At 50.8% G+C, this 12,295-nt stretch carries 9 protein-coding genes; 1 reads left to right on the forward strand and 8 read right to left on the reverse strand.

What is annotated here, in order from left to right:
• Positions 1-89 precede the first annotated feature (89 nt).
• The 5 genes from AAF564_09390 to AAF564_09410 all read right to left on the reverse strand — a co-directional run bounded on the left by AAF564_09390 (position 90) and on the right by AAF564_09410 (position 6,219).
• Positions 90-1,451 carry a sodium-dependent transporter gene (locus AAF564_09390; protein ID MEM8485751.1) on the reverse strand — a complete coding sequence of 454 codons (1,362 nt, stop codon included), beginning with the start codon at positions 1,449-1,451 and terminating at the stop codon, positions 90-92.
• A gap of 235 nt (positions 1,452-1,686) precedes the next feature.
• A complete protein-coding gene (locus tag AAF564_09395; GenBank protein ID MEM8485752.1) occupies positions 1,687-2,784 on the reverse strand; it encodes a polysaccharide biosynthesis protein in 1,098 nt (365 codons plus the stop codon).
• A gap of 127 nt (positions 2,785-2,911) precedes the next feature.
• Positions 2,912-4,126 carry a glycosyltransferase family 4 protein gene (locus AAF564_09400; protein MEM8485753.1) on the reverse strand — a complete coding sequence of 405 codons (1,215 nt, stop codon included), beginning with the start codon at positions 4,124-4,126 and terminating at the stop codon, positions 2,912-2,914.
• A 35-nt stretch (positions 4,127-4,161) separates the two neighbouring features.
• A complete protein-coding gene (locus AAF564_09405; protein MEM8485754.1) occupies positions 4,162-4,779 on the reverse strand; it encodes a sugar transferase in 618 nt (205 codons plus the stop codon).
• A 249-nt stretch (positions 4,780-5,028) separates the two neighbouring features.
• Entirely contained in the window at positions 5,029-6,219 is a 1,191-nt protein-coding gene (locus AAF564_09410; protein MEM8485755.1) for a DegT/DnrJ/EryC1/StrS family aminotransferase, read from the reverse strand.
• 444 nt (positions 6,220-6,663) lie between these two features.
• On the opposite strand from AAF564_09410, the gene AAF564_09415 reads away from it, so the two are divergent.
• The gene (locus AAF564_09415) at positions 6,664-9,801 is read left to right on the forward strand and encodes an SLBB domain-containing protein (GenBank protein MEM8485756.1); all 3,138 of its coding nucleotides are present in this window, start codon (positions 6,664-6,666) and stop codon (positions 9,799-9,801) included.
• A 148-nt stretch (positions 9,802-9,949) separates the two neighbouring features.
• Here AAF564_09415 and AAF564_09420 read toward each other — a convergent pair whose 3' ends face one another.
• From AAF564_09420 to AAF564_09430, 3 genes are all read right to left on the reverse strand, one after another.
• Positions 9,950-10,765 (reverse strand): glycosyltransferase family 2 protein, encoded by an 816-nt coding sequence (locus AAF564_09420; protein MEM8485757.1) that lies wholly within the window; start codon positions 10,763-10,765, stop codon positions 9,950-9,952.
• Entirely contained in the window at positions 10,746-11,603 is an 858-nt protein-coding gene (locus AAF564_09425) for a glycosyltransferase (protein ID MEM8485758.1), read from the reverse strand. The genes AAF564_09420 and AAF564_09425 overlap by 20 nt, the downstream gene beginning before the upstream one ends.
• 74 nt (positions 11,604-11,677) lie before the next feature.
• Positions 11,678-12,295, reverse strand: a 618-nt coding sequence (locus tag AAF564_09430; GenBank protein ID MEM8485759.1) for a hypothetical protein, incomplete at its 5' end; no start/stop codon positions are given.

Genomic DNA, 12,295 nt, shown 5'->3' on the forward strand with positions numbered 1-12,295 from the left:
GTGTGTATATCGACAAGGATGTCGCAGTTGATAAAAACGAAGCCCCGGGGTTAGGGTTTCCCCGGGGCCTTGCTTCTCAATTGCTGTAATTACCCAATGATATTCAGGAGGGTAACAACAAAGACGACCAAAATCAGCAATGGGCAAATATAGCGGACAAAGAACGGCCATACTTTGCTAAACCAGTGGTCATTGATGCCTGGGAATCCACTGCTAATTTCATCAAGGGCGTTGTGTGTTTTCCATACATAACCCAGGAAAATACAGATCATAAATCCGCCGAGGGGCAGGCCAATGTCATTAAAGAGGGTAGCCAGGACACCAATCAGGTTCAGGTTGAACGAGATGATCACAGAGAAAAATGCGATCGCTGAACCAATAATGAGGGCTGATTTCTTTCTGGACCAGTTCAATTCGTCAATCGCGTATGACGTTGGTACTTCAAGGAGTGAAATGGTAGACGTCAGGGCTGCCATTGAAAGGAGGACGAAAAACGTGATGCCAAAGATGGCGCCGACGCTTGAGGCCATCTGATGAAACATGGCTGGTAATACGTTGAATACCAACGTGTCACTGGAAATAAGCGCGCCGGCTTCATTTAAGATTTCAATACCGTTTGCCTGGGCAACATACATTGACGGAATGATGAGCAAGCCTGCGATAAACGCGATGCCCACATCTGCCAGGGTTACATAAGCTGCAACTTCAGGGATATTCTGTTTTTTGCTCAGGTAAGAACCGTAGGTAATCAAAGCCCCCATCCCAAGGGAGAGGGAGAAGAAGGCTTGTCCCATGGCCTGGAAAATGAGTCCGACACTGAGCTTGCTGAAGTCTGGCTGCAGGTATGCTGCAAAACCTGCACCGCTGCCTTCCTGGGTTTCAACGTAAACGATCATCAAGATCAGAATACCAATCAGCAAAGGCATCATGGTTTTTGTGGCGCGCTCAATACCGCCGCTGATGCCGCCGGTTACCACCGAAATGGTAAGCCCCATAAAGAGGACACAGAATAAGGCGGACACCGCACCCCCGCCGAGGCTCCCGCTAAACCAGGCGGACAACTCGGCATTTCCGGTGAAATGGAAGATCTCGGCAAATACAAAACTGAATGCCCAGCCGGCAATCACATTGTAGAATGCCAGAATCATGATGCCGCAAATGAGGCCCCAGAATCCAATAAGGGGGGCAAAACTGCCGCTGCTCAGGGCGCGAAAGGCCCCTACCGGGTTTTTGCTGGTTTTTCGCCCAATAACAAGTTCTGCCGTCATGACGGGGAAGCCGACGAGGAAACAGCAAAGCAGGTAAATAATCAGAAATGCCGCGCCGCCATTTTCAGCAACTTCGCTTGGGAATTTCCAGATGTTGCCCAGTCCGACAGCTGAGCCGGCTGCTGCCAGTACAAATCCTAGTTTAGAGCTCCACTGCCCTCTTTCTTGCGATGTAGGCGCCATGAACGCTACCTGTATGTTGGTGGGTTGAATACGTAAGGGTAATTCTTCGGCACATCCCATCCCTATGCCCCATATTACCAGCACGTTACGGTAAAATCAAGAGACGAAGGAGGAGGAATATTGAATAACGAAGAAGGAATGCTGAATATCGAAGCACCATCACTTCGTCATTCAGCATTCCTTCTTCGTTATTCTGCGGTTCAATTGCCGCGGTAGAAAGGGCCGTACGCTTTTATCAGCTGGTCTGTGCTACAAAATCGGCTTCAAACAGCGCAGTTTTGAGGCGCTCCTGCGCTTGGGCTGCTGCAAGGGCTTGCAGGAAATCGATGCGTTCATCCAGTTCGAGCCGGCTGAAAATGGCCGGTCCATTCAGGCCCAGGATATCGCGATGTGGGGTAGTTAACGGTGTTTCATTGGCTGACCAGAGCTGTTCACGCATCTTTTCGCCAGCCCGCACGCCGATAAATTTAATGGGGATGTCTTTCTGCGGTGCCAGTACATCAATCATGCGCTGGGCAAGCGTCAGAATTTTCACAGCAGGATCCATCCGCAAGGTAAACACGGGCGCAGTACTGTAAAGCAATGTCTGCAGAATCAAACAGCAGGCGTCGTCAACGCCCATGAAAAAGCGTTCCATGTCAGCATGGGTTACCGTAACCGGACCACCCTCCAGTATCTGCTCGATAAACGTTGGTACGACACTGCCCAGGCTCCCGAACACATTACCAAAACGGACGGTTTTGGTTCGCATGGTGCCATTGGCAGCTCGAACATACCATTCCGTGAGGCGCTTGGTTGTACCCATTACGCTGCTTGGGTCGACCGCTTTATCTGTCGAGATAAAAATGAACTGCTCAACGCTGTGTTGTTCAGCAGCCCTGAGCAGGTTTACAGACGCGAGGGTGTTGTTTTCAAAAGCCTGCACGGGATGGAATTCCATCATCGGTACGTGTTTGTAGGCTGCTGCGTGGAAAATCACCTGGGGTGCGTGTTCATCGAGCAGTTGATCAACGGCAGTGGTGTGGCGAACATCAACCAGTTTGAAAACGAGTTCAATATCGGGATTGTGTTTACGGAGCGACTGTTCAAGGCGGAAAAGATGGAATTCGCTAAAATCAACAAGGATCAGTTTGGTCGGCTTCAGGTCTAGCAGTTTTTTTGCTAAGACGCGGCCAATTGACCCTCCTGCACCGGTAAGCATCACACACTGCTTGCGCAAATGTGCGCGCAATGCATCAACATCAACCTGCGCCGGCGCACGGTCCAGCAGGTGCTCGATGCGCAAAGCCGACGGGGCCAATGGGTGAAATGAAGAGCCTTCGTGATGTAACATCAGTGCTTCCGGGAGTCGAACAATAAAAAATGAATGGAAAAACGCACAGGTAAAACGCCCTGCGTCTTCTCTTTTTATTACGTCAGGTTTTTACGACGTCAGAAAATGAATCAAAACCCATACCGAACTATGTCAACTCTCCTTGCGGCAGTGCACATTGACGAAGAATGGTTTCCAGTTGAAGGGCCATTTTCGAGCGGTCAAACAGCTCGGCAGCGATTGTAGATCCGTTTTTGCCGGCTGTAGAAAGCAACCCGGGATCGTCTATCACATTTTCTATACAACGAACAAGTGCTTCAGGTTCTTCCCAAGGTGCGTACCACCCGCAGTTGTGTTTTGCGACAAATGCCCGTGTCCATCCCGGATTGGTGACAATAACCGGTGTACCTGCTGCGAGGCTATCAAAAAACTTCGCTGGCGAGTTGGTTGCAAGAACCGGCAGATTGATAAAGGATACCAGCGATACCGTAGCTGCACGAAACCAGTCGAAAACCTGGTGTCGGGGCGCTGCTTCTATCAAACTCAAGTTCTGTTGTGCCGCAACAGCCCTGCGTATATGCGCCTCAAAGAAGCCACTGCCCAGCAATACAAAATGTATGTCTTCTCGGTGTTGCAGGGCGCTGCTGGTTTCAAGTATCTGCGGTATTGCATTGGCGCGTCCGAGGGTGCCGGCATACAGCACTATTTTTTTGCCGGCAAGGCCATGGGCCTGGCGTAACGCATCTCCGGCAGTGGTATCTGTGGTGTTGGCAAAGTTCAGGTCCGTACCGTTAAGCAAGACCGAGATTTTGTCATCGCCGACCCCTTTCTCTGCGATGTGTGACGCCATGTCTGGCGAGAGGGCAATATTATGTGCGGCACCACTGTACAGATTTTCTTCAATTTTGTAGAGGCGCCGGCGCAACCAACCGTGTTTGATGGCTCCCATTTGAATGGGGAAATCCGGCCAGAGGTCACGGACTTCGAAAACCCACGGAATGCGGCGAAAACGGGCAACTTTTGCAGCGGCCCATGCTGCAGTGAGCGGAGTTGAGCTACCGATGATGACATCAGGTCGGTCAATTTTAAGCCCTTGCCAGAAGGCTTTCCACATGTAGCCGGCGTAAGCTTTTAACCGGGCAGCGTTGCCCATGGCATTTTCGTATGGCACGGCAAGTTGATGCACTTCTACCCCGGGTGGTGCCCACGCAAAGTTGTTTGTTTGCCTTTTCTTCTGCCAGATATCCGATGTAATGATGCTGACGCGGTGATTTTTACTCAACGCCTTTACAAACTGGAAATGCCGGCCACTGGCTGCACAATCAGGATTATGGTAATACTGATAAAAAAGCAGAATATGCATTGGGTGCTGGCTGGAAATCCGGGCGATGGTTGGAATCAGATCGGCGACTCAACAGGCAACTCTTCAGCGCCCACAAAATCAACATTTTGACCACGGGGGCCGTAGGTGTTCTCTTTGCCGTTCAACAGGCTAAACGGCGTGCGCAATAAGATGCTGGTGTCCTTAATCAGGTTGGCCTGTTCGATATATTCAACATCCAATTGAATGCGTTGCGGCCAGTCGATGGCGTTTCTGCCATGGATTTGGGCCCAGCCTGTAATGCCGGGGCGCATGTCGAGTCGCTGCTTTTCAAAGGGGCCATACTGTGCCACTTGTTCGGGAATTGTTGGACGCGGCCCTACGATACTCATGTCTTTTTTGAGCACGTTAAACAACTGCGGCAACTCATCGATGCCCCAACGCCGCATGAAGCTGCCAAATGGGGTGACCATGGCTTGCGGATTTGTTACTTCGTGTGCGCCCTGGTATAAGGTCCTGAATTTGTAAATCCAGAATCGCTGTCCCTTAAGGCCAACGCGTTCCTGTTTGAAGAAAATGGGCCGGCCGCTTTCAAGCAGGATAGCCAGCATGATCACCAAAAATAACGGGGAAAAAAGGATGAGAAGCGCAAGGGCCAGAAGTACATCAGCAGTTCTTTTCAGTATGAGATACATAGACTTGAGAATAGAAGTGCAGTAGAGAGGGTACGTACAAACAAATCAATCCTCCGGGAATTATTTGTTTGTTGTTAAAGGTTACAAGTTCAAGGTTGCAGGTTTTTCTTATGCTAGACGCACAGATGCGGTATTGCCTCGCAAAAGGCTTGCCGTATAATGCTGGTTCACACGGTAAAGTGCCAATGACTCAACCGTTTATAGCGGTCTTGTACCATAAAAAGCCGGTCATTTCAACGTTCCCAATCATCAGAAAGTCTTTACTTTTTTAGGGAGTTGCGGAAGTATATCACCCAGGATGTCGCCTATCGTAAAGATCTGTCCGGGCAGCAAAGCGGGATAAAAAGGAAGCGCCAGGCTTCGATTCGAAATAGACTCGCAAACAGGGAAATCGCCTGTTTTGTATCCAAATCGCTCCCGATAATAAGGTTGCAAATGTATGCTGGGGAAATAGGATGCACACCCTATGCCTCTTTCACGCAGAAGTTTCAGGGCAAGGTCCCGGGCATCGTCTGTAAAGTCTTCTCTTAATCGGATCACGTACACAAACCAGCTACGCGTTACGGGTAGCTGGTTTTTTCCCGTTACGTTGGGCATGGTTGTGGGCGTCGCCGGCAATATGAGACTTTCAACGTAAGGTTCGAGCGCTTCCGTATATGCTGTTGCAACGCGTTCCCTCGCGGCCAGTAATCCAGGCAATCGCTCTAGCTGCGCACAGCCCAGTGCTGCTGCCAGTTCATCCATTCTGTAGTTGTAGCCGAGGCGTACGTGCTCCATGCGCTCGCGAACAGCGCGGCCCTGGTTGCGCATCGAGCGGCACAGTTCGGCAAGGGTGTCGCTGTTTGTGGTGATGCACCCGCCTTCGCCGGTTGTCATTTGTTTGTTCGGATAAAAACCAAAGGCAGCCGCATCGCCCCAGGCCCCAATTGGGGTGTCTCCAATACGTGCGCCAGGCGCCTCACAGGCGTCGTCGATCAGGTGCAATCCGTGTTGCGTTGCCAACTCCTGGAGAGCCGGCCAGGGGGCAGGTGCCCCGAAAACATCTATCCCCAGAATCCCTTTTGTAGCAGGCGAGATCGCTGTCTGAAGCTGCTCCATATTAAAAGAAAGGGTAGCCGGGTCAATATCAACAAACCTGGGGTGGGCATTTTCAAAAAGCAGGCAGTTGCTCGATGCTATAAAACTAAACGGTGTGGTAACTACTTCATCGCCGGCGCCTATACCCAGGCTCTTTACAATTAGGTGCAATGCAGATGTGCCACTGTTAACCGCTACGGCGTGCTTGACTCCACAAAATGCCGCCATCTGGGCCTCAAACTGATCAAGCATTGGCCCCAGTGCCAGCCGAGATGAGTTGAGCACGCGCATGACATATTCCCGCTCTTTGGTGCCGATATTGGGTTTCGACAAAGGGATAGATTCAGGGGAGCTTTTTGACATATGCATCACGATAAAGGGGGGCTGGGTAAGCACCACCTGTTAAGATGTGAGAAATCGCACGAATAAAAGAACAGTTGCGGGCATTGTTTCGTATCAGACCGCATTGATAAAAGATTTGAACCAGGATTATCGCTGTTCTTCCAAAATATGGGTCCACATTTCTCTGTTTGATCTTTGTATGCCTGATTTCTGTTTGTCTGATTATTGTTTGAAGGTCCGTTGCCGCCAGATATCCAGATTGATGCTTTATGCCTTGTAAATCGTCCGGTTGTTGCCGGCACATGATATTTATCCTATAAGAAACGCTATTCAGAAGAAACACCATCCGTGACGAACATAATTTAGCGTTTCTCACATCATACAATGCGCCAAAAACTGATGACAACACACTGATAGCATTTGGCGCATTGGCTTAGCATTGCTCGCAATACTTCATTTTTATTGATGCATAACGTAAAATTTTCTCAAGCCTGTCCATTGTTCATTGTATTTGCCTGCCTGGTATTGGTTAGCAGTTTTTCTGCAGCCACCGCCCAGGCCCAGGAGATTCCCGAATCGATCCAGCAGCAACTTCGCCAAAACGGTATGAGTGCCGACGAAGCCCGGCGGGAAGCGCTGCGACTCGGTATAGATCTGTCTGACCCGGAAGCAGCAACAGCGCGTGCGCGGCAGCTAGGTGTACCGGAATCGTTAATCCAGCAAATGCTCACCGCTATCGCTGACGAAGAGGAAATGGGGCGAACGGTCCCAACTGATGGCATCGTAGATCGCGAAGTGCCAAGCCTGGCCGGCCGGCCTATCATTTCTCCCGAAGTACTCTACGTCCCTGACCAGGACCCGCTCTTGTTGCCAACTCCCGATCTTGATGCTGAACTTGGCTTCCAGAACATTGTCGGTGATACCGTGCTGGTTCGCGTGCCGTTAAAAGATGACCTTTCTGGCATCAATGTAGCCGATTTCTTTTTTGTTGATGCCGCCCAGGAAGACACCCTGTATGCCTTTAGCGTGCGCCGCGTGCTTGGGAGTAAATACGAAGGCATGTGGCAAGCTTTGTTCATCGTATCACCCGACACTAAATCAGATGATTGGCTGCTGCTGGTTAATGCAATTGATGAAAGTGGGAACGACAACATCATCGACACCGAAGAAGTGTTGCGCGTGCGCAGGGAAGGTGAAGAACTGGTAGACGCTGATACGGCAGCGGTGGCTGATAGCCTGATTCACTTTGGGTATGATCTGTTCTTTATTCGTCCGGAAATGTTTGAGCAGGCGCCCGTAGGCCCTGTTGATGAGGGGTACGTAGTTGGGCCCGGCGATGAACTGCGGCTTATTGTGTTTGGTGCAGCAGAATTCCAGCACGACCTTGAAGTGGATCCTGAAGGACGCATTTTTGTGCCAAATGTGGGCCAGCGGGTAGTGGCCGGCAGCCGGCTTTCGTCGCTGCGAGAAGACATTCGCATCTGGTTAGGGCGTAGTTACGCCGGTCTCCTCACCGAGCCACCTGAGGTGCTGATGGACCTGACCGTCAAGCGGTTGAAACCGGTCAATGTGTTTGTGCTTGGCGAGGTTGGAAAGCCTGGCCGTTTTCCGCTGGCAAGCAATTCTACCGTATTCAATGCATTGTACTCTGTTGGGGGCCCACAAACATCAGGGAGCTTGCGTGATGTACAGGTCATCCGCCGTGGCCGCGTCACCTATTCCGTTGACCTTTACGAGTACCTGTTGAAAGGATATTCTTCGGGTGATGTACAACTTCGCTCGAATGATAACGTGTTTATCCCGCCCCGCGGCAAGACGGTTACTATAAAGGGTGAAGTACATCGGCCGGCTATTTATGAGTTGAAAGGCCGGGAGACATTCCAGGATTTACTCTCTTTTGCCGGCGGGCTAAAAGCTGAAGCATACACCCGTCGTTTCCAGATTGAACGCGTGGTGCCTTTTGAAGACCGCGCTGATCCGTTGCAAGTGCGCACCGTACTCGACTTTAATCTCGCCGAGATCCTCCGCGGAGACGCCGGCGTTGCAATTGAAGACGGTGACGTTGTAACCATTTTTTCTATTCCCGAATCATCAAACCTGGCAGCGTTAAGCAAGGTGCGCGCAGCCAGTGTGAATGGCGCTGTTTTTAGTCCGGGTACCTATGAGTTGACCGGACAGGTACGCACGCTGCGAGAACTCATCCAGCAGGCAAATGGCCTCACCGGAGACGCTTTTCTCGGCAAGGTGGAGCTGTATCGGTTGACGGAAGACCTGAAAAAACAGGTGGTCTCGCTCAACCTCGATGAAATCATGCAGGATGTGCCGACCCAGAATCTGGTACTACAGCCACAAGATAGCCTCTATATCTATTCAACCCAGGTGCTCCAGCAAATCCCCGTTGTAAACATCTCGGGACAGGTTCGGACACCCGGACAGTTTGACCTGCTCGAGAATATGTCGGTGGTCAACCTGCTCTATAAAGGTGGAGGCTTACGCGATCCGGAGTATCTGAAAAATGTCTTTAAAGATCGGGCCGATCTATTTCGTAAAAGTGCAGACGGACGGTCAGAAGAAATTATACCGTTTCATCTTGGCGAGGCCCTTGAAGGCCGTGGTTACGGTGCTGAGCTGCTACAGCCCGGTGATGAAATTCGCATCTACCCACTGGAAGTAGAAGTATTACGAGAGCCCTACGTCGAGATTTCAGGTGCGGTTAAAAAGGAAGGCCAGTTTCGCTTCCGGGAAGGCATGACGCTGGAAGACCTGATCTTGCAAGCCGGCGGATTTGAAGAAGGCGCTTACCTGCAGGAAGTAGAAGTGACGCGGTTGGATTCTACTCGAAGTATCAATGAGCTGGCAACCAGTATTCAGGTGCCGTTTGTGGCACTAGACCAAAATTCAAATCCTTCTTTTGGCGTAGTCGAGGGGCTCCCTGATCGCTCGAGACCTGCTCGTCAATTTCAGTTGCAGCATCTCGACAGGGTATACGTCCGACTGGATCCGGGCTTTCGCGAGCAGCAGATTGTCACCATTAATGGGGAAGTCCAATTCCCGGGTACCTATACATTGCTCCGCGAGAACGAGACGCTGACTGAAATTATTCGACGCGCAGGAGGCGTGTTGCCAACCGGATACCCGAAAGGGGGGCGGCTATTACGCGAGAATTTGCAGGTGATTGTGGAGATGGATAAAGCACTCGCCGGCAACTATGACGCAGACATGATTATGCTACCGGGGGATGAAGTTGTGATTCCTTTGCAGCCCAATACGGTAGCTGTCCGTGGTAACGTTGCCAACGAAGGGCTGATCAAATATGAGCCTGGTCGGCGATTGACGTATTACCTGGATCGGGCAGGGGGGCGCCGGCCTGAAAGCGAAGCGGTACTGCTCACACAGGCGTCCGGCGCAACCTTTAGCGTCCGCCGCAGAGGATTGTTCAAGAAAAACCCTGTTGTAGACGAAGGCGCCCGTATCCTCGTAACCCGGCAACAACCCAAAGAGCCCGGAGAACGGGTTGATGTAGGCCGGACCATTATCGAAAGCGTAGGCATCATTTCGAGCGCCTTGACAATTGTCGTCCTCGCCAGGCAGGCGTTTAATTAGGCTTTGTCTGAAAAATCCGCAATTAACGCAGACAAAGCCGTATCCTGAGCGAATGCGAAGGATCTAACAAAGCAGAACTGGATTTTCAGACAAAGCCTGGTCTAAGGTTTAAAGTTGGGCGCGCTCACCTAAACCTTCAACTTGTAACCTATTTCGTGTAATTGCCGACGAGTTCGAAGGCCATCTTCGCGATGTCCATACCGATGCCGTAAGGGACGAGAAAAAATTTCGATACGCCTTCTGCGTTTTTCCAGACTACGCGTGGGCGGTGGAACGTGGTTTTATACCGGAAGCGTAGCCTGTTTTTGATAGAGGTTCTGTGTTTGCGGTATCGGTAGACAATAGCCGGCGCTGCTGTGATGTTATCTGTCTGTTTGAGGCAGCGCAGCGAATAGTCAATGTCCTGGCAGCGGGTGAGCCGCACATCAAAGTCGCCGGCCCGTTCTACAAGTGCACGGGAGAGTAGGCAGGTGTTCAGCGAGAATGGCGTTTTGTAGGCCATCAGAATGCTACGCTTCAACTGCTCGGGGTTCTCGCTAGAGGGTTCATTCCTGACGCCCAATACACCCCTTGTGTCAAATACCTCAAAGCCACCGATAATCATGTCTGGCTGGCTGCCATTGGTCGGATACCGCGATGACAGGCTGTGCGGTGTAAACTCATCATCCGCATCCAGAATGGTTACGTAGCTGCCCCGTGCCATTTTTAGGCCTTTGTTCACGGCTGAGGCTTTCCCTTTGTTTTCCTGATGCACGTAGTGTACCCGCGCGTCGTAAGCAGCATGTTTGGGATTGACAAACGATGCCAATACCTCGGTCGTTCGATCGGTAGAACCATCATCAATCACAAGCACCTCAAGCTCCTTAAAGTTACCCTCAAGGATCGAAGCAACTGCCCGGCCGACATAATCACCCATGTTATAGGCCGGTATGATTACGCTAACTTTAGGAATACCGTTTTCCATGTAGTTCGCCAGGGGTTGTTGTCAGATAAAAGTGTTCATAGAGGTACGTGCGGGCATCATGAATGATGCTCACCATCTTGCCGCTTTTGAGTAGACCAGTTGTTGCGTGCTCCTCGTGTGTCACCTGGAGTTTCGGATCATACAAAACCGGCAGATCCATTTGCATCGCAAGCTCGGCAACATAGTTTTCTTCGCCATATAAAAATGGCTCATACTTGAGTGTGCCGCCGCCGGCAAAATAGGCTTTGTTGAATACAATGAAAGATCCGTGTGGCGCATAGATGCGGGAAACATCTCCTGGTGTAGCAGCAAGCATGCGTTTGGAACGCTTGAACAATCCTCGCAAGCCTCGCTTGGCATGGGATAACAGTTCATACGCATTGAATACCAATACATTGCTTGCGATATGTTTGCGGAAGCTGGTAATCGACTTCCCTGGTCGCTGCTTCATGTACGGGTTCTGATTATCACCCGTAAGGCTCGACATAATACCCGGCGCTACCATTGCACAGTGTGTTTGCCCGTGCAAACTGTGAAGCTTCTGAAAGAAAGCTGTGTCGTGCAAGAGGATGTCTGGGTTGGAGACAATTACCCAATCGGGGAAAGGCGCTGATTTTGTGAAATGGTCGAACCCGTATGCGGCACCGCCGAAGTATCCCAGGTTTTCAGGGGGGACGACAACTTCAAATCCTTTTTCGTTTGTCAGTGCTTCAAAGCCAGCATGTGTCGTCGGTGGTTGGCTGTTGTCGATGACTACTGTATGGATATGACCGTCAAATTGCTGTGACCGCACCGTATCCATACAACGAAGCACCGCGTCTTCGCTGTGATAATTCACACATAGGATGAGTATGGTAGGCTGCTTGGTCAATTACTTGTGTTGTCTATCGAGATACGAATACTGGATGTGGATCAGGCCGGCACAGATTGTTTTTCTTCGTGGAGCCGGCGTGTGTTGGCATACGCGATAGCAATGAAGGTAATAAAGATCACATAGTTATTGCGCGAAAACAGGTCCATGTTCAGTGCAATAATCATCGTTACGCCAACCACGAGTAGCATGAATTTTCGGAAGCGCTCCAGGGGCCAGGAATCTGACTTCGGGCCCAATAACTTGAGCAATTGATACAGAAAGCCCAGCAAAATGATCAGTCCAATCACACCAAAAGGCAGCATAAAAGAGAGGTACGAATTGTCGACGGTGTAAAACGCGCCGCGGTCTGGCAACACTGCATAAGGTTTGCCCAGGCCTTGTCCGAACGGGAGTCCGTTTACCAGCCGCTCCATGTATTGCTCATACAAGATATCCCTGTTGCCGGTAATTGCACTGTCGACTACTTCGCTTACGCCCACATTTACAGCAAACCGTAGCGCAAGGCTCTTGCCAAACCGCTCATTGATAAGGCTTAGTCCGAGGATTCCTACGATCATGAAAAACACTACAAAGCCCATCCTGAAGTAATAGGTCAGTTTCTGGGACTTTTTGGTGTAGTATACAAGCGGTGCAAGAAAGGCAATCATGGCAAGGCC

The sequence above is a fragment of the Bacteroidota bacterium genome (assembly GCA_039111535.1).
In the GTDB taxonomy this organism is placed as follows: Bacteria; Bacteroidota; Rhodothermia; order Rhodothermales; family JAHQVL01; genus JBCCIM01.